At 76.1% G+C, this 24180-nt stretch carries 19 protein-coding genes; 1 reads left to right on the top strand and 18 read right to left on the bottom strand.

Annotated elements, in window-relative coordinates; translation table 11 throughout:
* Positions 1–5 precede the first annotated feature (5 nt).
* Entirely contained in the window at positions 6–1517 is a 1512-nt protein-coding gene (locus BM414_RS14890) for a potassium/proton antiporter (protein ID WP_093580348.1), read from the bottom strand.
* A 95-nt stretch (positions 1518–1612) separates the two neighbouring features.
* Here BM414_RS14890 and ileS point away from each other — a divergent pair, with 95 nt between their 5' ends.
* Positions 1613–4798 carry an isoleucine--tRNA ligase gene (ileS, locus tag BM414_RS14885; protein WP_093580346.1) on the top strand — a complete coding sequence of 1062 codons (3186 nt, stop codon included), beginning with the start codon at positions 1613–1615 and terminating at the stop codon, positions 4796–4798.
* Here the strand turns inward: ileS and BM414_RS14880 are convergent.
* From BM414_RS14880 to rsmH, 17 genes are all read right to left on the bottom strand, one after another.
* On the bottom strand, positions 4795–5586 hold the full coding sequence (locus tag BM414_RS14880; RefSeq protein WP_093580344.1) for a hypothetical protein: 792 nt from the start codon (positions 5584–5586) through the stop codon (positions 4795–4797). The genes ileS and BM414_RS14880 overlap by 4 nt on opposite strands.
* 104 nt (positions 5587–5690) lie before the next feature.
* The gene (gene wag31, locus BM414_RS14875; RefSeq protein WP_281246732.1) at positions 5691–6422 is read right to left on the bottom strand and encodes a DivIVA-like cell division protein Wag31; all 732 of its coding nucleotides are present in this window, start codon (positions 6420–6422) and stop codon (positions 5691–5693) included.
* Positions 6423–6483: 61 nt separating this feature from the next.
* Positions 6484–6780 carry a YggT family protein gene (locus BM414_RS14870; protein WP_093580340.1) on the bottom strand — a complete coding sequence of 99 codons (297 nt, stop codon included), beginning with the start codon at positions 6778–6780 and terminating at the stop codon, positions 6484–6486.
* A 69-nt stretch (positions 6781–6849) separates the two neighbouring features.
* Positions 6850–7713, bottom strand: a complete 864-nt coding sequence (locus BM414_RS14865; RefSeq protein ID WP_093580338.1) for a cell division protein SepF — start codon at positions 7711–7713, stop codon at positions 6850–6852.
* Positions 7713–8462 (bottom strand): YggS family pyridoxal phosphate-dependent enzyme, encoded by a 750-nt coding sequence (locus BM414_RS14860; RefSeq protein ID WP_093580336.1) that lies wholly within the window; start codon positions 8460–8462, stop codon positions 7713–7715. The genes BM414_RS14865 and BM414_RS14860 overlap by 1 nt, the downstream gene beginning before the upstream one ends.
* A 91-nt stretch (positions 8463–8553) precedes the next feature.
* Positions 8554–9285, bottom strand: a complete 732-nt coding sequence (pgeF, locus tag BM414_RS14855; protein ID WP_217644730.1) for a peptidoglycan editing factor PgeF — start codon at positions 9283–9285, stop codon at positions 8554–8556.
* 115 nt (positions 9286–9400) lie between these two features.
* Positions 9401–10690, bottom strand: coding sequence for a cell division protein FtsZ (ftsZ, locus tag BM414_RS14850; RefSeq protein ID WP_093580332.1), 1290 nt, complete (start codon positions 10688–10690; stop codon positions 9401–9403).
* A gap of 362 nt (positions 10691–11052) precedes the next feature.
* Positions 11053–11850 carry a cell division protein FtsQ/DivIB gene (locus BM414_RS14845; RefSeq protein ID WP_175551600.1) on the bottom strand — a complete coding sequence of 266 codons (798 nt, stop codon included), beginning with the start codon at positions 11848–11850 and terminating at the stop codon, positions 11053–11055.
* The gene (gene murC, locus BM414_RS14840) at positions 11847–13412 is read right to left on the bottom strand and encodes a UDP-N-acetylmuramate--L-alanine ligase (protein WP_139245856.1); all 1566 of its coding nucleotides are present in this window, start codon (positions 13410–13412) and stop codon (positions 11847–11849) included. Before murC ends, BM414_RS14845 begins: the two co-directional genes overlap by 4 nt.
* Entirely contained in the window at positions 13402–14517 is a 1116-nt protein-coding gene (murG, locus tag BM414_RS14835) for an undecaprenyldiphospho-muramoylpentapeptide beta-N-acetylglucosaminyltransferase (protein WP_245784746.1), read from the bottom strand. Before murG ends, murC begins: the two co-directional genes overlap by 11 nt.
* Entirely contained in the window at positions 14514–16022 is a 1509-nt protein-coding gene (gene ftsW / locus BM414_RS14830) for a putative lipid II flippase FtsW (RefSeq protein WP_245784745.1), read from the bottom strand. Before ftsW ends, murG begins: the two co-directional genes overlap by 4 nt.
* A gap of 95 nt (positions 16023–16117) precedes the next feature.
* Positions 16118–17197 (bottom strand): phospho-N-acetylmuramoyl-pentapeptide-transferase, encoded by a 1080-nt coding sequence (gene mraY / locus BM414_RS14825; RefSeq protein ID WP_093580330.1) that lies wholly within the window; start codon positions 17195–17197, stop codon positions 16118–16120.
* On the bottom strand, positions 17194–18690 hold the full coding sequence (locus BM414_RS14820) for a UDP-N-acetylmuramoyl-tripeptide--D-alanyl-D-alanine ligase (protein ID WP_093580328.1): 1497 nt from the start codon (positions 18688–18690) through the stop codon (positions 17194–17196). The genes mraY and BM414_RS14820 overlap by 4 nt, the downstream gene beginning before the upstream one ends.
* Positions 18687–20258 (bottom strand): UDP-N-acetylmuramoyl-L-alanyl-D-glutamate--2,6-diaminopimelate ligase, encoded by a 1572-nt coding sequence (locus BM414_RS14815; protein WP_093580326.1) that lies wholly within the window; start codon positions 20256–20258, stop codon positions 18687–18689. The genes BM414_RS14820 and BM414_RS14815 overlap by 4 nt, the downstream gene beginning before the upstream one ends.
* Before the next feature lie 69 nt (positions 20259–20327).
* Complete coding sequence (locus BM414_RS14810) at positions 20328–22289, bottom strand: peptidoglycan D,D-transpeptidase FtsI family protein (RefSeq protein WP_245784744.1); 1962 nt, start codon at positions 22287–22289, stop codon at positions 20328–20330.
* Between the two features lies 1 nt (position 22290).
* Entirely contained in the window at positions 22291–22878 is a 588-nt protein-coding gene (gene ftsL, locus BM414_RS14805; protein ID WP_093580324.1) for a cell division protein FtsL, read from the bottom strand.
* A 73-nt stretch (positions 22879–22951) separates the two neighbouring features.
* A complete protein-coding gene (gene rsmH, locus BM414_RS14800; RefSeq protein WP_093580322.1) occupies positions 22952–23914 on the bottom strand; it encodes a 16S rRNA (cytosine(1402)-N(4))-methyltransferase RsmH in 963 nt (320 codons plus the stop codon).
* Positions 23915–24180: the final 266 nt, after the last annotated feature.

The raw sequence follows: 24180 nt of genomic DNA, 5'->3' as shown, positions 1-24180 counted from the left end.
GGTCGTCAGTCGCGCTCGGTGACGGCGCCCTGCTCGCCGCGCCAGCTGGCCAGCCGGCCGGCGCGGCTGACCGCCCGGAGCCGGCGCTCGGCCTCCGGGCGGGACCGCCGGGCCGAGACCAGCAGCGCCTGGTCGCCCCGCATCAGCCGGGTGCTCGCGTCCGGGACGAACGAGCGGCCGTCGCGGACGATGAGCACCACCGCGGCGTCCTCGGGCAGCCGCAGCTCGGGCAGGTACACGCCGTGCAACCGGGAGCCCTCCGGCACGGTCAGCTGCATCATCTCGGCGTCGAGCTCGCCCAGCGGCGCCGCCTCGACCTGCACGTCGCGAGGGGTCACCGGGGTGGCGATCCGCAGGCGCCGGGCCACCCAGGGCAGCGACCAGCCCTGCACGATCGTGAAGACGACGACCAGCACGAACACCGTGTCGAAGACCGTCGTCGCCCCGGGGACGTCGGCGGTCAGCGGGATGATGGCCGCGACGATCGGCACCGCGCCGCGCAGGCCCGCCCAGGAGATGAACGCCTGCTGGGCCCACGGGAAGCGGAACCACACCAGGCTGGCCGCCACCGACAGGGGCCGGGCGAGCAGCAGCAGAGCGCCGCCCACGACCAGCGCCGGTCCGACGGCCTCGGGCAGCCGGCCCGGGGACACGAGCAGACCGAGCAGGACGAACAGGCCGATCTGGGCCAGTGACGCCATGCCCTCGGCGAACCCAATGCTGGCCGCCCGGTGCGGCAGCGTGGCGTTGCCCAGCACCAGCCCGCACAGGTAGACCGCGACGAAGCCGGAGGTGTGCGCCAGCGACGCCGACGAGTACGCGAGCACGCAGAGCGCCAGTGTCGCGAGGGGGTAGAACCCGGCCACGGGGAGCGCCACCCGGCGCAGCAGCGCGACGCCCCCGAAGCCGATCGCGACCCCGATGACGGCGCCTCCGACGAGCTCGGCGACGACCACCAGGCCGACCAGCCACCACGCCTGCGCCACCGCCCCGGTGAGCGACTCGGCCAGCGCGGTCACCAGCAGGATGACCGGGGCGTCGTTGAGGCCGCTCTCGGCCTCCAGGGAGGCGGCCACCCGGCGCGGGAGGGGCAGTCGCCGCAGGGTGGCGAAGACGGCGGCGGCGTCGGTCGAGCTGATGACCGCGGCGAGCAGGAGGGCGAAGCCCCAGTCGAAGCCCAGCACCCAGACGCCCACGGCCGCGGTCGCGCCCACGCTGACCGCGACGCCGACGGTGGACAGCGCGACCCCGGGCCCGATCGCCCGGCGGACGTCGGCCCACCTCGTCGTGAGACCGCCCTCGGCGAGGATGACGAGGAGGGCGGCGTACCCCAGCGTGTGGGTGAGCCGGTAGTCCTCGAACTGGATGCCGAGGCCGCTCTCCCCCAGTGCCACGCCGAGCGCCAGGTACAGCAGCAGGCTGGGCAGGCCCAGGCGGTCGGCCAGGCGCAGGGCGATCGCGGCGACGAGCACGACCAGCGCCCCGACGGCGAGGGCGAGGGTGACCGTCGTGTTCACCGCACCCCGCCCATGGGCGCATCCTCCCGCACCCCCGTGTCGGCCCCGTTGCGCCTGCGCGCGGGCACGCTCGACGGCTCGGTGACAATGGAGGCGTGAGCTCTCCGTTCCGTGCGCTGCCACCCCAGGTCGACCTGCCCGCGCTCGAGCAGGACGTGCTGCGCCGCTGGGAGGACGCCGACGTCTTCGCGCGGTCCCTGGAGGCCTCGCAGGGCCGGCCGCAGTGGGTCTTCTACGAGGGCCCGCCCACCGCCAACGGCCGCCCCGGCACCCACCACATCGAGGCGCGCGCCTTCAAGGACGTCTTCCCGCGGTTCAAGACGATGCAGGGCTGGCACGTGCCCCGCCGCGCCGGCTGGGACTGCCACGGCCTGCCGGTCGAGATCGCCGTCGAGCAGGAGCTCGGCTTCGCCGGCAAGCCCGACATCGAGCGGTACGGCATCGCCGAGTTCAACGCCCGCTGCCGCGAGTCGGTCATGCGGCACGTCGACTCCTTCAGCGACCTCACCCGCCGGATGGGCTACTGGGTCGACATGTCCACCGCCTACTGGACGATGGACCCCGCCTACGTCGAGAGCGTGTGGTGGTCGCTCAAGACGGTCTTCGACAAGGGCCTGCTCGTCGAGGACCACCGCGTGGCCCCCTACTGCCCGCGCTGCGGCACCGGACTGTCCGACCACGAGGTCGCCCAGGGGTACGAGTCGATCACAGATCCCTCGGTCTACGTCCGGCTGCCGGTCACCGACGGCGAGTGGGCCGGCAAGGCCGACCTGCTCGTCTGGACGACGACGCCGTGGACGCTGCCGTCCAACACCGCCGTCGCGGTGAACCCCGACGTCACCTACGTCGTCGCGCGCCGTGGCGAGGACACCCTCGTCGTCGCCGAGCCCCTGCTGGCCGCGGTCTTCGGCGGCGACACCGACGACGTCGAGGTGCTCGCACGCACCACCGGGCGCGACTGGGAGCGCACGCACTACCGGCGCCCCTTCGAGCTGGTCGACTTCCCCGAGGGGGAGGACACCCACTACGTCGTCCTCGCCGACTACGTCACCACCGACGACGGCACCGGCCTGGTCCACCAGTCCCCCGCCTTCGGCGCCGACGACCTCGCCGTCTGCCGCGCCTACGGCCTGCCCGTCGTCAACCCGGTCGACGCCTCGGGCCACTTCCTGCCCGAGGTCGGCCTGGTCGGCGGGCGGTTCTTCAAGGCCGCCGACGACGAGCTCGTCGTCGACCTGCAGGCCCGCGGGGTGCTGTGGCGCGAGCAGCGCTACGAGCACAGCTACCCGCACTGCTGGCGCTGCCACACGCCGCTCATGTACTACGCGCAGCCGTCCTGGTACATCCGCACCAGCGCGGTCAAGGACCAGCTGCTCGCCGAGAACGAGAAGACGTCCTGGCACCCCGAGACCATCCAGTGGGGCCGCTACGGCGACTGGCTGAACAACAACGTCGACTGGGCGCTCTCGCGGGACCGCTACTGGGGCACGCCGCTGCCCATCTGGCGCAACGACGCCGACCCCTCCCGCATGGTCGTCGTCGGGTCGCTGGCCGAGCTCTCCGAGCTGACCGGGCAGGACCTCGCCGGCCTCGACCCGCACCGGCCCTTCATCGACGAGGTGACCTTCACCCGCCCCGGCGAGGAGGGCACCTACCGGCGCGTGCCGCAGGTCATCGACGCCTGGTACGACTCCGGCTCGATGCCCTTCGCCCAGTGGGGCGCCCCGCACCGCAACCAGGAGCAGTTCGAGGCCGCCTACCCGGCGCAGTTCATCTGCGAGGCCATCGACCAGACCCGCGGCTGGTTCTACTCGCTCATGGCCGTGGGCACGCTGGTGTTCGGGAAGAACTCCTACGAGGACGTGCTGTGCCTGGGCCACATCCTCGCCGAGGACGGCCGCAAGATGAGCAAGCACCTGGGCAACATCCTCGAGCCCATCCCGCTCATGGACCGGCACGGGGCCGACGCCGTCCGCTGGTTCATGCTCGCCGGCGGGTCGCCGTGGTCGGCCCGGCGGGTGGGGCACGAGACGCTGTCCGAGGTGGTCCGCAAGGTCCTGCTGACCTACTGGAACACCGCCAGCTTCCTCACCCTCTACGCCGAGACCAACGGCTGGGACCCGGTGGGCGGGCGGGAGGGCGACCGGGTGCCGCCGCGCGCCGAGCGGCCGCTGCTGGACCGCTGGGCGCTCGCGCAGCTGGCAGCGGTCACCGAGGGCGTCACCGACGCGCTGGAGGCCTTCGACACCCAGGGCGCCGGCCGGTTGCTCGCGCAGTTCGTCGACGACCTGTCCAACTGGTACGTCCGCCGCTCCCGCCGCCGCTTCTGGGACGGCGACCCCTCGGCGCTCGGCACGCTGCACGAGGTCCTCGACGGGCTGACCCGGCTGATGGCGCCGTTCACCCCGTTCGTCACCGAGGAGGTGTGGTCGCGGGTGGTCCGCCCGGGCCTGGTCACGGGCGATGGCGCGGACGCGCCCGACTCGGTGCACCTGGCCTCCTGGCCGACGGTCGACGCCGGCGCCCGCGACCCGCTGCTGGTGGCGCAGGTCGACCTGGTGCGCCGGCTGGTGGAGCTGGGCCGCGCGGCCCGCACCTCGGCGAAGGTGCGCACCCGGCAGCCGCTGGCGCGGGCGCTGGTCGCCGCGCCCGGGTGGGCGTCGATGGGCCGCGACCTGGTGGCCGAGGTCGCCGACGAGCTCAACGTGGCCGAGCTCGCCGAGCTGGCGGCGGTGGGCGGCGACCTGGTCGACGTCAGCGTGAAGGTCGACTTCCGCGCCGTCGGACGGCGGCGGGGCAAGCAGGTGCAGGCCGTGGCCAAGGCCGTCGCCGCGGCCGACCCCGCCGAGCTGGTGGCCGCCTACCGGGCGGGGACGGCGTCGGTCGACGTCGACGGGCAGGCGGTACCGCTCGAGGACGGCGACCTGGTGGTCACCGAGACGCCGCGCGAGGGCTGGACGGTGGCCAGCGCCGGCGGGCTCACGGTGGCGCTGGACCTCACGCTGACGCCGGAGCTGGAGCGCGCCGGGCTGGTCCGCGAGGCGGTGCGGCTGGTCCAGGAGGCCCGCAAGAACGCCGGCCTGGCGGTCAGCGACCGGATCACGCTGTGGTGGACCACGGACGACTCCCCCGCGGCCGGCCAGATGGCCGAGGCGCTCACCGGGGCCGGCGACCAGCTGGCCGGCGAGGTGCTGGCGAGCGCCGTGCACGCGGGTACCGCCGGTGAGGGCCCCGGCGTCGAGGGGCCGTCCGGCTCGCGGTTCTGGCTCGCCCGCGCCTAGCGTCGGCGGGAGGCCCTCCGGGCACGCTCGACGGCGGCCAGGTGGCCGTCCGGGCCGCACCGGCCGCACGGGGTGAACCCGTCGGTGCGGGCCTCCCGCACCGGCATGGGGAATGTCGAGCGCCCGGCCAGCCAGGCGCAGTCGGCCAGGTGGTAGCGCGGGTGCTCGTCGACAACGAGCACCTCGTCGGCCAGGTCGACGACCACGAGCAGGTCGGTGACCTCGACGTCCTCCTCGGCTGGGTCACCGTCGCCGGCGGTGCCGCCGGCCGGTCCGCCCACCGCGTGGCGGGCGCCGGTCGAAGGCCCGGTCGCGTGCTGCCCGCCGGTGCGAGGTGCCGGATCGGCCGGCCGCAGGGCATCGTAGGGCCGGTAGGCGCTGGTGTCGCGGTGTTCGGGGCGGTCATCGCCGGGCCGGGCGTCGTCGGGACGGTGGTCGTCGGGACGGTGGTCGTCGGGACGGTGGTCGTCGGGACGGTGGTCGTCGGGACGGTGGTCGTCGGGACGGTGGTCGTCGGGCCGCTCGGCGGGGACCTCGTCGCCGGCGCGCAGGAGCGGTGGCGGGGTCGCCGGGTCGGGCACGACCGCCGGCCCGGGCGGGACGACCGGCTGCTCGGCGGTGCGCGGGAGATCCCGCGCCGGCGCCCGCAGCCGGGCGACCACCAGCAGCACGGCGGCCAGGGCGCAGGCGACGACGCAGGCCCAGTACCAGGCCGTGACGGCGGTCAGGACGCCGGCGACGAACAGCCCGAGGCCGGCGAGCACGAGGAGACCGGCGACGACGACCACGGCGCGACTGTAGCGGCGGCTCCGCCGGCGCCCCGGCCCCTCCCGGCCCCGGACGCGACAGGGCCCCCGGACGGGGAGTCCGGGGGCCCTGTCGGGGAGTTCGGTTACGCCGTGGCGTGCTGCGTCTGGCGGGTGGCCGACGACGGCTCGGCCGAGCCGCGGGCGTCGAGGTCGCGCAGGTGCGACTCGAGGTAGGACCGGAAGCGGGTCCGGTACTCGCGCTCGAAGGTGCGCAACTCCTCGATCTTGCGCTCGAGGCTGGCCCGCTTCTCCTCGAGGCCGCCCATGACCTCGGCGTGCCGGCGCTCGGCGTCCTGGTCGAGGGCCGCGGCCTTGGCGCGGGCCTCGCGCTCCATCGTGTCGGCGCGGGTGCGCGCGTCGTTGAGCATCGAGTCGGCGCGGGTGCGGGCCTCGTTGACCATCTGCTCGCTCTTGGCGCGGGCCTCGGCGACCATCCGGTCGCTGTTGGTCTTGGCCGTGGAGACCATCTGGTCGGCCTGCGACTTGGCCTCGTTGACGTAGCGGTCGGCGGTCTCGGAGGCCAGCGCCAGCATCCGGGAGGCGCGCGCGGTGTCGTCCTCGCGGGCGGCCGGCTGCGGCGGCGGGGCGGGAGCCGGGGCCGGGGTCGGCTCGGGGGCGACCGGCTGGGCGGCGACCCGGCCGGTGCTGGAGCCCGCGCGCAGCTCGTTGTTCTCCTCGATCAGCCGGGCGAGCTCGGCCTCCACCACGTCGAGGAACGCGTCGACCTCGTCCTCGTCGTAGCCACGCTTACCGATCGGCGGCTTCTTGAAGACGACGTTGTGCACGTCGGCTGGCGTGAGTGGCAAGGGGCTCACCTCGGGTCGGACGGCGGGTACGGGGTCTGTCGGGTCGCGCGCCGCTGCGCGCGCACGGCGGTCACGCGGTGAGGGCGAGACCGGACGTGATGCTCCGCAGGATGTAGACGGCGATCAATAACACCATGAACGCGAGGTCCAGACGTATGGACCCCAGGTTCAGGGGCGGGATCACCTTCCGGATCGCCTTGAGCGGCGGATCGGTGGTCGCGTACACGACCTCCAGACCCGCGGCGACGAAGCCGGACGGGCGCCAACTGCGCGCCAGCACCATCACCCAGTCCACGACGAAGCGCGCGAACAGGAGGATGAGGAAGACGAGCAGGATCGATGAGACGACCTGCCAGAAGATGCCCACTGTCCTCGCTCGTCCCGGGGCACCAGCGGTGCCGAGTCTGCCTACCCTCCAGCGCCCCGGCCGACGGCGTCAGGACTCCTCGAAGAACCCGCCCTCGCGGATCTTGGCCTTGTCCTCGGCCGTCACGTCGACGTCCCGCGGGCTGAGCAGGAACACCTTGGCCGTGACGGGCTCGATGCTACCGCGCAGCCCGAAGACGAGTCCCGCGGCGAAGTCCACCAGCCGTCGCGCGTCGGCGTGGTCGAGCTCGGTGAGGTTCATGATGACCGGGCTGCCGTCGCGGAACGCCTCGCCGATGGCGCGCGCCTCGTTGTACGTCTTGGGGTGCAGGGTGGTGATCCGGTAGGGCTGCACCACCGGGGCGGGCGCCGGCTCGGGTGCGACCGTCACCGGCTCGCGGGCGGCCAGGCCGGCCGCGGCCCCGCCCGCCCCGCCGCTGACCGCACCGATCCGGGACGGGCCCGAGGCGGCCGGGGCGACGCCGGACACCGGCTGTGCCAGGCCGATGCGGGTCGCGCCCGCGCGGCGGAGGACGGCGGGCTCGGGGCCGGTCGGGGCGGCGGCGCGGACGGCGGGCCGGCCGTCGTCGACGCGGTCGCCGTCGTAGCGCTCGTTGTCGTACCGCTCGCCGTCGTGCCGGTCGGACTCGCGGCGGCGGCCCTCGTCGGTCCGCTCACCGGGGTAGGACTCGCCGAGCCGGTCGTACCGGCGCTCGTCGTAGCGCCCGGAGTCGTACCGGCCGTCGTCGTAGCGGGCCGGGTCGTAGCGCCCTTCGTCGAACCGGCCCTCGTCGTAGCGGCCGTCGTCGTACCGGCCCTCGTCGTACCGGTCGTGGTGGTCGGACTGGCGCACGTCGTAGCGCCCGTAGGCGCGGGCGTCGTCGTCCTCGACGAGTCCGAGGTAGATGCCCATCTTCCGCATGGCACCGGCCATCAGACGACCTCCTCCGGGGATCCGGGTGGGACCCCTGTGACTGGTGTGACTCGCGCTGAGGTTAGGGGTCGGGAGCCGAAGAGCGCGGTACCGACACGCACGAGCGTGGCGCCCGCCGCGATCGCCTCCTCGAGGTCTCCGCTCATGCCCGCGGACAGCTCCGCGGCCCCGGGGTGGTCGGCCCGCACGCGCTCGGCGAGGGCGGCCAGCCGGACGAAGGCGGGGCCGGGCTCCTCGCCGCGCGGCGCGACCGCCATGAGGCCGCGCAGGGTCAGCCCGGGCAGGTCCGCGACGGCGTCGGCGAGTGCCGGGACGTCGTCGGGCGTGGCGCCACCGCGCTCGGCCAGCTCGCCGGCCGCGCCGCCGAGGTCGACCTGGAGGAAGACGCCGACCGGCCGGCCGGCCTCCTCCCCCACCCGCGCCAGCGCGCGGGCCAACGGCAGCCGGTCGAGGGAGTGGACGACGGCGCCGGTGCGGGCGACGGCGGCGGCCTTGTTGCGCTGCAGCTGGCCGATGAAGTGCCACTCGAGCGGCAGGTCGGCGAGCTCGGCGGCCTTGGCGGTGAGCTCCTGGGCGCGGTTCTCGCCGAACGCCGTCTGACCGAGCGCGGCGAGCTCGCGGACCGCCTCGGCCGGCCAGGTCTTGCTCACCGCGAGGAGGGTCACCAACGACGGGTCGCGCCCGGCGGCGCGGGCGGCGGTGGCGATGCGGTCGCGGACGGCCCGCAGACGGTCGGCCGGGGAGGTCATGGGCCGATCCTCCCCGGCGACGTACTGGAACGGCCCTCCTGCAGGGTCCCGCCGCGAGCCTGCGCGCGGCGGGACGCAGGAGGGTCCTCGCTCAGCCGAGCCAGGTGACGCCGGCCTGCCGGCCGGTGACGCCGTCGCGGCGGTGGCTGAACAGCCGCCGGTCCTCGACGGTGCAGCGCGGGTCGTGGACCACCTGGGGCAGGCCGGCGCGGGTGAGCAGCTCGGCGAGGCCGGCGCGCAGGTCCAGCCCCGGTGTCCCCCTGCGGGTGCGGACGGCGGCCGCGGGCGCCACCCGGGCCAGCTCGGCCTGCATCTCCCGGGGCACCTCGTAGTCCGCGCCGCAGACGGCCGGGCCGAGGAGCGCGGTGGTGTCGGACGGCCGGCTGCCCAGTCGCGCCATGGCGGCGAGCGTGGCGGGGACGACGCCCTGCCGGACACCCTCCCGGCCGGCGTGGACGGCGGCGACCACCCCGGCGACCGGATCGGCCAGGAGCACGGGCACGCAGTCGGCGACCAGCACGCACAGCACCAGGCCCGGGGTGCGGGTCACCAGCGCGTCGGTGCCGGGCAGCGGGCCCTCGACCGGGCCGTCGACGACGGCGACGCCGGTGCCGTGGACCTGGTCCATCCAGACCAGCTGCTCGCCGGACACGCCGATCTCGCGGGCGAGGCGCTCGCGGTTGCCCGCGACGTCGACGGGGTCGTCGCCGACGTGTCCGCCGAGGTTGAAGGCGTCGTAGGGCGGACGCGAGCGGCCGCCCCGCCGGTCGGTGACCACCCGTCGAGGGCGCACCGCCGGCGGAGCGGCCGGGGTCGAGCTCACGGCGTGGCCCCCGTGCGGGGGCCCGCCGCGAGCGTGCGAGCGGTAGGAGACACGGGCGGCCCTCCTGCAGGGGCCCGCAGCGAGCTCGCGAGCTGTGGGGGGCAGGAGGGTCCTCTCACTGGCGGAGGAACTCCGGGATGTCGAGCTCCTCCTCGAAGTCCTCGTTGCCCAGCGGACGACGGCCGGCCGAGGCGGCGCTCGCCGCGGAGTTCTGCACCGGCGGCAGCGGCGGGACGGTGATCCCGCCGCCCGTGGGCGGAGCCGGCCGGGCCGGCGCCGCAGCCGGGGCGGGCTGGGCCACCGGCGCCACGGGTGCCGGCGGGACGGACCCGACGAGGCGCTCCCCCGTGGCCCGCGGCGGGGCGGGCGCGACCGGCGGCGGCGGGCTGAACCGGCTCGGCGCGGCCGGAGCCGCCGCCGGGACCGCCGCGACGGCGCCGTCCTTGCGGGAGGAGGGCCGGCCGCCGTCGAAGCCCGCGGCGATGACGGTCACGCGGACCTCGTCGCCCAGGGCGTCGTCGATGACCGCGCCGAAGATGATGTTGGCGTCGGCGTGCGCGGCGTCGGAGACCAGCGAGGCCGCCTCGTTGATCTCGAACAGGCCGAGGTCCGAGCCACCGGAGATCGACAGCAGGACGCCGTGGGCGCCCTCCATCGAGGCCTCGAGCAGCGGACTGGCGATGGCCTGCTCGGCCGCGAGCAGCGCGCGGTTGTCGCCGCGGGCGCTGCCGATGCCCATGAGCGCCGAGCCGGCACCGGACATGACCGACTTGACGTCGGCGAAGTCCAGGTTGATCAGGCCCGGCGTGGTGATCAGGTCGGTGATGCCCTGGACACCGGAGAGCAGCACCTGGTCGGCGGTGCGGAAGGCGTCCATCACGCTGACGTTGCGGTCACCGAGCTGCAGCAGCCGGTCGTTGGGGATGACGATGAGCGTGTCGCACTCGTTGCGCAGCTCCTCGATCCCCGACTCGGCCTGCACCGCGCGGCGCTTGCCCTCGAAGGAGAACGGCCGGGTGACCACACCGATGGTCAGCGCGCCGAGCTTGCGGGCGATCGAGGCGACGACGGGCGCACCGCCGGTGCCGGTGCCGCCACCCTCACCGGCGGTCACGAAGACCATGTCGGCGCCCTTGAGCACCTCCTCGATCTCCTCGCGGTGGTCCTCGGCGGCCTGGCGGCCGACGTCGGGCTGCGCGCCGGCGCCGAGGCCACGGGTGAGCTCGCGGCCGACGTCGAGCTTGACGTCGGCGTCGCTCATCAGCAGCGCCTGCGCGTCGGTGTTGATGGCGATGAACTCCACCCCCTTCAGACCGACCTCGATCATCCGGTTGACCGCGTTCACACCGCCGCCGCCGATGCCGACGACCTTGATGACCGCGAGGTAGTTGTGCGGAGGTGTCATGTGGGGCTCCCGACCTCGACCCTCATCCTCAAGTGGAGACTTAGTGTTATGTCAACTGGGTCGACGCGGACGAAGTTAGGTGGGGCACGTCCGGCCCTACAAGCACCCTCCCCGGCCCGGCGTGTCGCGAGCACGACACCTCACGGACACCTGACGACCCGATGGTCACATCTGCACGACCGTCAGTGACGACCCGCCTGTCCCAGCCTCATCCCCGAGTCGAGAGTCGCCGCTCCGGTGAGACGGAGACGAATCCGATCCGCGCAACGTGTCGGGCGTGTCGCGGAGGTGGGCGTGTCGGCGCCGCGCCGCCCTGACCGCCCTCCGCACCCGCGCGCATACGCTCAGCGAGCAGCCGGCCCCTACCTGAGGACGACGGCGCCCGGCGCGCTGACGTCGATGGTCGCCGCGGGGTCGAGATCCCCGGAGGCGACCCGGGCCAGGAGCGCGACCAGCGCGGCGGACTTGTCGTCTGCGCCGTCGGCACCGCCCCAGACGACGGTCGTGCCGTCGGCGAGGGTCAGCATGACGTCCTCGCCGGTGGTGGCCCGGGCGCCGGTGACCTCCCCGCGGACGTCGCCCGGCAGCGACACCAGCGCGCCCAGCGCCGAGCGGGTGGCCGGGTCGTCGGGGCCGGGCGAGGCGACGTCCAGCGGGACGACGCCGTCGGGCGCCGCGCCGGTGACGGTGTCGAAGAGCACACCGGAGGCGTCGACCAGGGAGCGCGTGCCGGCCTGCTCGACCACGGCGACCGGCCGCCGCTCGGCCACCGTGACGACGACGCTGCGCGGCCACCCGCGGGTGACCGAGACGTCGGCCACCTGGGGCAGCCGGGCCACGCGTGCGGCGGCGGCGTCGGTGTCGACCCGCAGCAGCGGCGTCCCGTCGGGGATGCCGGCTGCGGTACGGACCTGCTCGGCGGTGAGCGTCGTGGCGCCGTCGACGCGGACCTGGTGCACGGCCAAGAGCGGGCTGGCCCACACCGCCCACCACGCCAGGGCGACGACGGCGACGGCGACCGCGGCCCGGACGATGCGGCGCCGGCGGCGGTCGGCCGGGGTGTCGCGGCGCGGGCGGCGCCGGACCGGCCGGGCCGGCCGGGCGACCTCCTCCGGGGCCCCGCGCTCCCGGTCGGCGGTCGTCCGACCGGAGCGGCTCACTGCGCCCTGCCCCCGGTGTCCGCGCCTCCGTCGCCGGGAGCACCGTCGCCGGGAGCACCGTCGCCGGGAGCACCGTCGCCGGGAGCACCGTCGCCGGGAGCACCGTCGCCGGGAGCACCGTCGCCCTGGGCGCCGACGACGGGAACGCCGTCGCCCAGGACGGCGAGGACCTCCGGGCCGAGCATGGAGACGTTGCCGGCGCCCATGGTGATGACCAGGTCGCCGGCACGGGCGCGGCCGGCCAGCGCCGGGGCGGCCGCCGACCACGAGGGCTCGAAGGCCACCCGGCCGGGCGGCAGCGGGACGGCGTCGGCCACCAGCGCGCCGGTGACGCCGGGGACCGGGTCCTCGCGGGCGCCGTAGACGTCCATCACCACGACCTCGTCGGCCAGGCCGAGCGCCGTGCCGAAGGCGGTCGCGAACTCGCGGGTGCGGCTGTAGAGGTGCGGCTGGAAGGCGACGACGACCCGCCCCCCGCCGGCCACCGCGCGGGCGGCGTGCAGCTGGGCGGTCACCTCGGTCGGGTGGTGGGCGTAGTCGTCGTAGACGCGCACGCCGGCGGCCACGCCCTTGAGCTCGAACCGGCGGTGCACTCCCCCGAAGCGTCCGAGCCCCGCGATCAGCCCCTCGGCGGGCAGGCCGAGCTCGAGGCCGGCCAGCAGCGCGGCGGCGCTGTTGCGTGCCATGTGCTCGCCGGGCACCCGGATCCGGACCCGGCCCAGCACGGCGCCGTCGAGGACGGCGGTCCAGCTGGTGGTGTCCTGGCCGACGTCGAGGTCGACCAGCCGCAGGTCGGCGTCCGCGGCGGTGCCGTAGGTGCGCACCCGGGCCGGGGCCGGGACGCCGCGCAACCGGGCCGCGCCCGGGTCGTCGGCACACAGGACGACGAACCCGTCGGGGTGCACGGTGCCGAGGAACCGGTCGAAGGCGGCCTCGACCGCGGCGAGGTCGCCGTAGTTGTCCAGGTGGTCGGCCTCGACGTTGGTGACGATCCCGCCGTACGGGGCCAGCAGCAGGAAGGAGCGGTCGCTCTCGTCGGCCTCGGCGACGAAGACGTCGCCCTCCCCCGCGTGCGCGTTGCTGCCCGACTCGTTGAGGTCGCCGCCGATGGCGAACGACGCGTCGACCCCGCAGGCCTGCACCGCGACGGTGAGCATCGAGGTGGTCGACGTCTTGCCGTGCGTCCCGGCGACGGCGACGCTGCGCCGCCCGGCCATGACCGCGGCGAGCGCCACCGCACGCGGCAGCACCACGAGCCCTCGGGCACGGGCGGCGGCGAGCTCGGGGTTGTCCTCGCGGACCGCCGAGGAGACGACGACCGAGTCGGCGTCGCCGAGGTGGGCGGCGTCGTGCCCGACCTGGACCCGGGCGCCGAGCGCACGCAGCGCGAGCAGGGTCGGGGTGTCGCGGCGGTCGCTGCCGGAGACCCGCACCCCGCGGGCGAGCAGGATGCGCGCGATGCCGCTCATGCCGGCACCGCCGATGCCGATGAAGTGCACCGCGCCGAGGTCCTCGAGGGAGGGCACGGGCGCCGTCCAGGCCGCCGTCGCGTCAGCGGTCACCGGTCGCCACCTCCAGCACGATGTCGGCCAGGCGCTCGTCGGCGTCGGGCACGCCGGCCGCGGCGGCGTGCGCGGCGTAGCCCGAGAGCGCCGCGGGGTCGGTCAGCAGCGGGAGCAGCGTGGCCTCGATCCACGGCGGCGAGAGGTCGGCGTCCTCGACCAGCAGCCCGCCGCCGGCCTCCACCACCGGCAGGGCGTTGCGCCGCTGCTCGCCGTTGCCGATGGGCAGCGGCACGAACGCCGCGGGCAGGCCGACGGCGGACAGCTCGGCGACGGTCACCGCGCCCGAGCGGCACAGCGCCAGGTCCGCGGCGGCGTAGGCGAGGTCCATCCGCTCCAGGTAGTCGACGACGACGTAGGGCGCCGCGCCGGCCGGGCGGGGCGGCACCGTGACGTCGGTGTTCTTGGGGCCGCGGGCGTGCAGCACCTGCACCCCGGCGGCGGTGAGCGCGTCGGCCGCGGCGGTGGCGGCCCGGTTGAGCGACGCGGCGCCCTGCGAGCCGCCGAAGACCAGCAGCGTGGGCCGGTCGGCGTCCAGGCCGAAGGTCTCCCGTGCCTCGGCGCGGCGCGCGGCGCGGTCCAGGCCGCTGATCGCGGTGCGCAGGGGCATGCCGACGTGCTCGCCCCGGTGCAGCGGCGTGCCGGGCACGGTCACCGCCACGCGGGCGGCGATCCGCGCGCCGATCCGGTTGGCCAGCCCTGGCAGCGCGTTCTGCTCGTGCACGACGACCGGCACGGAGGCGCGCCGCGCGGCCAGGTAGGCCGGCAGGGCCACGTACCCGCCGAAGCCGACGACGACGTCGGCGGCCAGCTCGTCGAGCAGCGCGCGGGTGTCGGCGACCGAGCGGCGCACCCGGCCGGGGACCCGCAGCAGGTCCAGCGTGGGCTTGCGCGGCAGCGGGACCGGTGGGATGAGGCGCAGGTCGTAGCCGCGAGCGGGCACCAGCCGGGTCTCCATGCCGCGGGCGGTGCCCAGGCAGGTGATCCGCGGCGCGGTGTCGTCCCCGGGGCCGGTGCGGCGGCCCAGCGCGTCGGCCAGCGCGAGCATCGGCTCGATGTGGCCGCCGGTGCCGCCGCCGGCCAGGACGACCGACAGCGGGCTCACCGGGACCGTCCCGGGCGGTCGGCCGGGCGCACCGGAGTGCGGTCGCGGTCGGCGGGGCGGGCGGGCGCCCGGTCCCGGTCGGGACGCCGGGCGGCCGGGGCGGGCGCGCGGCGGTCGGTGGAGCGGCGGTCGGCCGGCCGGGGCACCTCGGCCGAGGGCCGCCGGACCGGGTGTGCCTCCACGGGGCGGCGGGCTCCCGGGCGGGGCGAGTGCTCGGGCCGGGCCTTGCGCGGCCGGACCGGGTCGACGGCGTGGGCGGGGACGGGCAGGGACCAGCGGGCCAGCCGGCCGCGCGGTGCGCGGCGCAGGTGCTCGATGGCCTCGGGCTCGGAGCGGGCGAAGCGGATGAGGAGCCCCACGATGAAGAGGGTGAGCACCAGCGAGGTGCCACCGGCGGAGACCAGCGGCAGCGTGACCCCGGTGACCGGGAGCAGGCCCACCACGTAGCCCATGTTCAGGGCCGCCTGGCCGACCAGCCAGACGGTGATCGCCACGCTGGCCAGCGACACGAAGCGGTCGGCGGAGCGGCGGGCGATGCGGAAGCCGGCGTAGGCCAGCACCGCGTAGAGGGTGATCACGACCAGGCAGCCGAGGAAGCCGAGCTCCTCGCCGATGATCGCGAAGATGTAGTCCGACTCGGCCTCGGGCAGCAGGTCCCACTTCATGGCGCTGTTGCCCAGGCCCACGCCCCACAGGCCGCCGGTGGCCAGGGCGTAGAAGCCGCGGATGGCCTGGAAGCCGGTGTCGGTGGGGTCGTCGAAGGGGTGGAGGAAGGCGGTCACCCGCTCCATCCGGTACTCCGAGGTGGTGACCATCAGCACGACGAGCGTGGCGACGGTCACGCCGCCGACCGCCCAGAGCCGGCCGGGCAGGCCGCCGGCGTAGAGCAGGCCCATGACGACCAGCAGCAGGCTGATCACCGCGCCGAAGTCGGGCTCGAGCATGAGCAGCCCGCACAGCAGGACGAACACCGGGACCAGCGGCACCAGCAGCGTCTTGACCGTCAGGTGCCGCCCGCGGACGGCCAGCACGTGCGCGCCCCACAGCGAGACGACGAGCTTGGACAGCTCGGAGGGCTGGAAGTCGGTGAAGCCGAGGCTGATCCAGGCCCGGGAGCCGTTGTACTCGACGCCGATGCCCGGGACGAGCACGGCCACCAGCAGCACGACGACGGCGATCAGCGCGATCGGCGACCAGCGCCGGACCAGCCCGGCGGGCAGCCGCACCGCCACGCCGAGGGCGACCAGGCCGAGCGCGGCGAACAGCAGCTGGTCCACCCCTGGCCGCCAGGCCGGCTGGTCGGCCAGGGCCGCCTCGATCGACGAGGCGGAGAAGACCATGACCAGCCCGATGGCCAGCAGCAGGCCGGCGGCGCCGATGACGAGGTGGCAGCTGGTCATGGGCCCGTCGAGCCAGGCGGGCCCGCGCAGCCGCGGCCGCGCCCCCGCGGCGGGCACCCGGCGGGGCGTGCGGCGGGTGCGGGTCGACTCGCTCCGGCCGTCCATCCCGCCATCGTCGCCGCTGCGGGCGCGCAGCCTCGTCAACGGCCGCGCGTGTCGCGCGCGGTCCCCGCGGACCGGCACGCTCCCCGACCTCGCGCTCACAGTCCGGTGATGGACAGCCAGTCGGCGTAGAACAGGCCGAGGCCGAACGCGACGGCCATGCCGGTGACCAGCCAGAACCGCACGATGACGGTGTTCTCCGCCCACCCGGCCAGCTCGAAGTGGTGGTGCAGCGGTGCCATGCGGAACACCCGGCGGCGGGTGGCGCGGAAGAAGGCCACCTGGATGACCACCGAGAGGGTCACCGCCACGAACAGGCCGCCGAGGACGATCAGCAGCAGCTCGGTGCGGGTGACGACGGCCAGCCCGGCCAGCAGCCCGCCGAGGGCCAGCGAGCCGGTGTCGCCCATGAAGATGCGCGCCGGGCTGGTGTTCCACCACAGGAAGCCCAGGCACGCGCCGAGCCCGGCGGCGGCCACCAGCGTGATGTCCAGCGGGTCGCGGACCTGGTAGCAGCCGTCGACCAGGGCACTGGAGCAGTCGTGGGTGAACTGCCAGAACGAGATGACCGTGTAGGCGCCGCAGACCATCGCCGAGCACCCGGCCGCCAGCCCGTCGAGGCCGTCGGTCAGGTTGACCGCGTTGGAGAACCCGGCGATGAACAGGTAGGCCAGGATCACGAACCCGACCGAGCCGAGGAACAGCGGCCCGATGTCGCGGACGAAGGACACGAACTCCGAGGCCGGCCGCACGCCCGCCTCGTCCGGGAAGTTCAGGGCGAGGACGGCGAAGGCGACGCCGATCACCAGCTGACCGACCAGCTTCGAGGTCTTGTTCAGCCCGAGGCTGCGCCGGAACCGGATCTTGAGGTAGTCGTCGAGGAAGCCGACGGTGCCCAGCCCCACCATGAGGAAGAGCACCAGCAGGCCGCTGGCGGTGACCCCGCGGTTGGGCTGGCCGATGAGGAACAGGTGCGAGAGCAGGTACCCGCCGACGGTCGCACCGACGATGACGGTGCCGCCCATGGTGGGCGTGCCCTTCTTCGACAGGTGCGACTCGGGGCCGTCGTCGCGGATCTCCTGCCCGAAGCCGCGCCGGCGGAAGACCCGGACGGCCACCGGCGTGCAGAGGATCGAGATGATCAGCCCGAAGGCCGCGGCGATGAGGACGGACTTCACGCGCCTGCCCCGGCCCGGTCGCCGTCCGCGGCCCCGCCGTCGGCCGCGGCCCCGCCGTCGGCCGCGGCCCCGCCGTCGGCCGGGGCCCCGCCCCCGGCGCCGGCCGCGGCCAGCAGGCCGTCGGCCACGACTTCCAGCCCGTGGGACCGGCTGGCCTTCACCAGCACGACGTCACCGGGCACCAGTACCTCCGAGAGCAGGTCGAGGGCGGCCGCACGGTCGGGCACGGACACGACCCCTGTCGCGTGGCCCTCCCCGTGGCGGGCACCGGCGGCCGCGGCACCCGCCACCATCCCTACCGCATCCGGTCCGACGGCGACGAGCAGGTCGACCCCGGCGCCGACCGCGTCGCGGCCCAGCCGCTCGTGCTCGGCGTCGGCGTCGGGTCCGAGCTCGGCCATCCCGCCGAGGACGGCGACCCGGCGGGTGGCGGGCAGGCCGGCGAGCGCGGCGAGGGCGGCGCGCATCGACTCGGGGTTGGCGTTGTAGGCGTCGTTGACCACGGTCACGCCGTCGGCGCGGCGGGTGACCTCCATGCGCCAGCGGCTGCGCGGCTGCGCGGCCGACAGCGCCTCGGCGACCGTGGCCGGGGTCATGCCGGCGGCCAGCGCGGCGGCCGCGGCCGACAGCGCGTTGGACACCTGGTGCTCCCCCACGACCTGCAGCGCCACCGGGTGCTCCTCACCGGCGGCGACGAGCGTGAACCGGGCGCGGGCGGCGTCGTCGAGGGTGACGCCGGTGGCGCGGACGTCGGCGCCCTCCGAGCGACCGGTGGTGACCACCCGGGCGCGGGTGCGCGGCGCCATCCCGGCGACCCGCGGGTCGTCGGCGTTGAGGACGGCGGTGCCCGACTCCGGCAGCGCCTCGACCAGCTCGCCCTTGGCCAGCGCGATCCCGTCGGCCGAGCCGAACTCGCCGAGGTGCGCCGAGCCCACGTTGAGCACCACGCCGACGTCGGGCCGGGCGACGGCGCACAGCCGGGCGATGTGTCCGACGCCGCGCGCGCCCATCTCCAGCACCAGGTGGCGGGTGTCCTCGTCGGCCGAGAGCACGGTCAGCGGCAGGCCGATGTCGTTGTTGAACGAGCCGGGCGGGCTGACCGTGGGGCCGGCGGCGGCGAGCACCTGGCCGAGCAGGTCCTTGGTCGAGGTCTTGCCCGAGGAGCCGGTGATGCCGAGCGTGAGCAGGCCGCCGCCGGCCAGCCGGGCGTGCACCGCGGCGGCCAGCCGGCCCAGCGCGACGACGGCGTCGTCGACGACCAGCGCCGGCAGCGGACCGCCGGGGCGGGTGGTCAGCGCGGCGACGGCACCGGCGGCGGCCGCGGCGTCGAGGAAGTCGTGCCCGTCGACGCGCTCGCCGGCCACCGCGACGAACAGGTCGCCGGCGCCGACGGTGCGCGAGTCCAGGGTGACGCCGGTGACGGTCCCCTCGGCGGCGTGCGGCAACGCTGCGCCGACGGCCTCCGCGACCTCGGCGAGGGTCAGGGTGATCACCGGTGGGCCGCCCCGGCGGGAGTCCCGGTGCTGGTCCCGGCGATGACCTCGCGCAGCACGGCGCGGTCGTCGAACGGCGTCACGGTGCCGGCGACCTCCTGACCCGACTCGTGTCCCTTGCCGGCCACCAGGACGGTGTCGCCGGGCCCTGCCAGCGCGACCGCGCGGGCGATGGCCGCCCGGCGGTCGCCGATCTCCTCGACCGACCCGCGCCGCCCGTCCGGCACACCGGAGAGGACGGCGGCGCGGATGGCCGCGGGGTCCTCCGAGCGCGGGTTGTCGTCGGTGACGACGAGGTGGTCGCTGCCGAGCGCCGCGGCGGCGCCCATCGCCGGCCGCTTGCCGGGGTCGCGGTCGCCGCCACAGCCGAGCACGGTGACCAGCCTGCCGGTCGTGGCGCCGCGCAGCGCGGCGAGCGCGGAGGCGACCGCGTCGGGGGTGTGTGCGTAGTCGACGACGGCGGTGAAAGGCTGGCCGGCGTCGACCGGCTCCATGCGGCCGGGGACGACGGCGCCGCCGATCCCCTCGAGCGCCGCGGCCACCGGGACGCCGACGGCGTCGAGCAGCGCGACGGCGAGCACCGCGTTGGTGACGTTGAACCGCCCGGGCAGGCGCACCCGCGCGGGCCAGGTGCCGCCGGGGCCGGTGAGGGTGAACGCCGAGCCGCCGTCGGGGGCCCGGACGACGTCGGTGGCCGTCCAGTCCGCGTCCGCTCCCCCGGCGGAGGCTCCCTCGGCGGAGACGGTGACCGCCCGCTGCCCCAGCATCCCGGCCAGGCGGCGGCCGTGGTCGTCGTCGACCACCACGACCTCGCGCGCCGCGCGGCCGTCGAACAGCAGCGCCTTAGCCTGGAAGTAGTCCTCGAGGTCGCGGTGGAAGTCGAGGTGGTCCTGGCTGAGGTTGGTGAACCCCGCCACGGCGAAGGGCACCCCGCCGACCCGGCCCTGCACCAGGGCGTGGCTGGAGACCTCCATGACCACGGTGTCGACGCCGGACTCGGCCATGGTGGCCAGCAGCGCGTGCAGCACGGGCGCCTCGGGCGTGGTGCGGACGCTGGGGAAGGCGGTCTCGGTGCCCCGGGCGCGCACGCGGGTCTGCACGGTGCCGATCAGGCCGGTGCCGCGCCCGGCGGCGGCCAGCCCGGCCTCGACCAGGTACGCCGTCGTCGTCTTGCCGTTGGTGCCGGTGATGCCGACGACCGGCAGCCGGCGGGCGGGCTCGCCGTAGACGCGGGCGGCGACGTCGCCGAGCAGCGCGCGCGGCCCGTCGACGACGCACACCGGCAGGCCGGTGGCGGCCGCCTGCGCCAGGCCGGCGGGGTCGGTGAGGACGGCGACGGCGCCGCGGTCGGCCGCGTCGGCGGCGAAGCGTGCGCCGTGGGTGCGGGCGCCGGGGAGGGCGGCATAGAGGTCACCGGGCCGCACCTCGGGCGAGGCCAGCGTGACGCCGGTGACCGCCGTCGTGGGGTCCCCCTGCACGGGGTCGCCGAGCAGGTCGCGCAGCGCGCTGAGGGCGAGCGGGCGGGTCCCCGCTGGCCGGGGCACCGACCCGGGTCCGGTCGGGCTCACGTCGGGCCAATCTACCGGCGGACCCCTCCCACTCCGCGCACCCACGGGCGCTCGGCGGTGTCCGGCGGGCTAATCGCCGGCGGGGCCGCCGGTCTCGGCCTCGGCGAGGTCCGCACCGGTGAGCGCGAAGTCCGGCCGCGGCGTGCCGGAGGGCACCACCCCGCCCTCGGTGAGCACGTAGCGCATGACGTCGGCGAACACGGGTGCGGCGACCTGGCCGCCCTCGGCGGAGCTGGTGGGCCGCTCGAGGTCCACCGCGACGACGTACTGCGGGTCGTCGGCCGGCGCGAACCCGACGAAGGTGGTCACGTAGCCGCCGCCCTCGTAGCAGCCGCACTCGGGGTTGGCCCGCTGCGCCGTCCCGGTCTTGCCGGCCACCCGGTAGCCGTCGACCTCGCCCAGCGGTGCGGTGCCGCCCGGGCCGACGACGGCCTCGAGCATGTGGGCGAGGTCGTCGGCGGTGTCCTCGCTGACCACGCGGATCGGCTCCGCCGCGGCCGGCGTCGACGTCGTCCCGTCGGGCGCGGTCACCGAGGCGACCACCCGCGGCGGGACGCGGACGCCGTCGTTGGCGATGGTCTGGAAGATCGAGGCCATCTGCAGCGTCGTCACCGACACGCCCTGGCCGATCGGCACGTTGGCCGCGCGGCTCTCGGTCCAGTCGGCGGAGTCCTGCAGGATGCCCGCGCTCTCGCCGGGCAGCTCGATGCCGCTCCGCTCGCCGACGCCGAAGGCGCGCAGGTAGCGCTCGAGCGTCTCGTCGCCGACCTCGCGGGCCAGCATGATCGTCCCGACGTTGCTGGACTTGGCGAGGATGCCGGTCACCGTCCAGTCGACCGGGGCGTGGTCGTGGGCGTCGGTGACGACGGCGTCGCCGGCCTGGATGTGCCCGTTCACGCTCAGCACCCTGTCCGGGGTGGCCCTGCCCTCCTCGATCGCGGCGGCCATGGTCACCGCCTTCATCACCGAGCCGGGCTCGAAGACGTCGGAGACCAGCGGGTTGCCGAGCAGCTCGGGATCGGTGCTGCCCGCCTGCGCGGGGTCGTAGCCGGGGCAGGACCCCATCGCGACCACCTGGCCGGTGTGCACGTCGAGCACGACGGCGGAGGCGCGGGTGGTGGCGCCGTCGGCGCAGGCCTGCGCGAGGCGCTGCTCGGCCATGAACTGGACGTCCTGGTCGATGGTCAGCTCGACGGTGCTGCCGTCGGTGGCCGGCGTGGACTCGTCGATGCCCGAGGGGATCGGGTTGCCGCCGCTGCCCACCTCGACGCGGCGCTGCCCGTCGGTGCCGGCGAGCGCGTCCTGGAAGTCCAGCTCGATGCCGGCCAGGCCCTCGCCGTCCCGGCCGACGAAGCCGATCACCTGCCCGCCGACGGTCCCGGCCGGGTACAGCCGCACGGGGTCGTCCTCGAAGGACACGCCGGCCAGCCCGAGGGCGTCGATGGCGTCGACCGTCTCCGGCGACACCTGCCGCTCCAGGACGACGTAGCGCCCGTCCCCCGTCAGCTCATCGGTGAGGTCGGACACCGGCACGTCGAGCAGTGCGGTGAGGGCCAGCGCGGTGCGCTCGGGGTCCTCGACCACGGTCGGGTCGGCCACCACCCGCGAGGCGTCGACGGTGTAGGCGAAGGGGTTGCCGTCCCGGTCGACGATCGCCCCGCGCAGCGCGGCGATCGGGTAGGTGCGCAACCGGTCCTGCTCGGCGGCGTTGGCGTACGCCCCGCCGTCGACGCCCTGCAGCAGCACCAGCTTGCCGGTGACCACCAGCAGCGGGACGACGACGAGCACCAGCCCCCACCACAGCCGCCTCGGCCCGGAGGTCAGCGGCCGGCCGACCCGCCGGCTGCCGGGGGCGCGGCGCGGGGCGAAGGCCCCCGAGCGGGGCAGCGGCTCGCGCGACAACGGCTCGCGGGGAGCGCGGGGCGCGCCGGCGCGCGGGGCGGGACGGGGCACCGCGCCCCGGCTCCCCCGGGGAGCGGTGCGCGGTGCGGTGCGGCGGCCGGGCTCGGGGCCGCGGACGGGCGGGGCCACCTCAGTCACCCTCCGCCGGTGCACCGGGGGCCGGGGCGGGCTCGGGAGCGCCGCGCAGCACCGCGGTGCCGTCGGGGCCGATCACCAGGTGGCCGGCCGCACCGGCGGGCACCAGGCCCGCGGCGACGGCGGCCGCGGCCAGCTGCGCCGGCGTGCTGCCGGAGACGACCTGCTGCTCCAGCTCCTGAACCTCCTCGGCCTTCTCGGCGTTGGCGGTCCGCAGCTCGGTGGCCCGCAGCGAGTTGACCGCGATCGCGGTGTTGAGCACCAGCAGGCCGACGGTGGTGAGGACCAGCAGCGCGACGAGCAGCAGCGCGAACGGCACGCGCCGCCGGGCGGCCGCGCGGCGGGTGCGGGTGGCGCCGCCGGGCAGCAGCCGCAGCTCGGGAGCCGGGGTCCGGGTGGCGGGGACGCGCGGGGCCGGGCCGGTGCCCCGCGTCCGTCCGGGAACGGCCCGGAGCGGACGGGACGGCAGCGCCCGGGACGGCAGCGGACGGGACGGCAGCGCCCGGGACGGCACGGCGCGGGCGACGCGGTCCCCCGACGGGGGCGTGGGCTCGGCGCGCGAGGCGCGGGCGGTGGCGCTCACGAGTCCTCCTCGCCGGCGCTCGTCGGCCGTGTCCGCGGGGCTGCTGTGCTCACCGGTGAGCTCGGGAGCTCGCTCACGCGGCCCGCCGGATGCGCTCGGCCGCGCGGACGCGGGCCGACGCCGCCCGCGGGTTGGTGGCGAGCTCGTCGTCGCCGGGGCCCTCGCCGCCCCGGGTGAGCAGCCGCAGCACCGGGCCGTACTCAGGCAGCCGGACCGGGAGCTCCGGCGGCGTGCGGTCGGTGGCACCGGCGGCGAGGGTCTGCTTCACGATGCGGTCCTCGAGCGAGTGGAAGGTGATGACGGCGATCCGGCCGCCCACGGCGAGCGCGTCCAGCGCCGCGGGCAGCGCCCGCTGCAGGGCACCGAGCTCGTCGTTGACCTCGATCCGCAGCGCCTGGAAGGTCCGCTTGGCCGGGTGGCCGCCGGTGCGGCGGGTGGCGGCGGGGATGGAGTCGCGCACCAGGTGCGCCAGCCGCTCGGTGCGGCTGAACGGCTCGCGGGCCCGCTCGCGGACGATCGCCGCGGCGATCCGGGAGGCGAAGCGCTCCTCCCCGTACACCCGCAGCACCCGGGCGAGCTCGGCCGCGGGGTAGGTGTTGACGACGTCGGCGGCGCTGCCCGGGGTGCCGGGGTCCATGCGCATGTCCAGCGGGCCGTCGCCGGCGTAGCTGAAGCCGCGCTCGGGCCGGTCGAGCTGCAGGGAGGAGACGCCGAGGTCGAACAGCACCGCCTGCACCTCGGGGAGGCCGAGGCGGTCGAGGACGTCGGGGAGCTCGTCGAAGACGGCCGGCACGAGGGTGGCACGGTCGGCGTGGCCGGCGGCGTCGATGCGGGCGGCGGCCTCGGCACGGGCCTGCGGATCGCGGTCGAGGCCGACCAGGCGCAGCCCGGGGTGGGCGTCGAGCAGGGCCAGCGAGTGCCCGGCCAGGCCGAGGGTGGCGTCCACGAGCACGGCGCCCTCGCCGGCGCAGGCCGGGCCGAGCAGCTCGGTGACGCGGTCCAGGAGGACCGGCAGGTGCACCGCGGGCGTGCTCACGTCGTCCTCCTCGCAGGTCGGGCCCCGCGGGGGCGGGGCGGGCGTCTCATGGTGACGCGGACGACGGGTGGGCTGCGGGAGCTCGCCGGGCGTGCCGCGCGGCAGGTGCGGTGTCCGGTGCGGAGAACAGCTGGGAGAGGAGGTGCGGGGGACGGGTGGAGAGAAGAGGAGACCCCCACCTCCCGCGGGACCGCCTGGCGCCGGGGAAGTGCGTCAGGAGGCCGCGGGAGGCGGGGGTCGCCGGTTGCCGGTGGCCGGTCCGGCCG

The sequence above is a fragment of the Geodermatophilus amargosae genome (genome assembly GCF_900116515.1).
Classification (GTDB): Bacteria; Actinomycetota; Actinomycetes; order Mycobacteriales; family Geodermatophilaceae; genus Geodermatophilus; species Geodermatophilus amargosae.
This window is presented reverse-complemented; position numbering and strand designations above follow the sequence as displayed.

Bases quoted from the DNA above. Each gene is read 5' to 3' on its own strand.
- BM414_RS14865 (WP_093580338.1), bottom strand. From the start codon at position 7,713: ATGGCCGGTGCCATGCGGAAGATGGGCATCTACCTCGGACTCGTCGAG.
- BM414_RS14860 (WP_093580336.1), bottom strand. From the start codon at position 8,462: ATGACCTCCCCGGCCGACCGTCTGCGGGCCGTCCGCGACCGCATCGCC.
- ftsZ (WP_093580332.1), bottom strand. From the start codon at position 10,690: ATGACACCTCCGCACAACTACCTCGCGGTCATCAAGGTCGTCGGCATC.
- ftsW (WP_245784745.1), bottom strand. From the start codon at position 16,022: ATGGACGGCCGGAGCGAGTCGACCCGCACCCGCCGCACGCCCCGCCGG.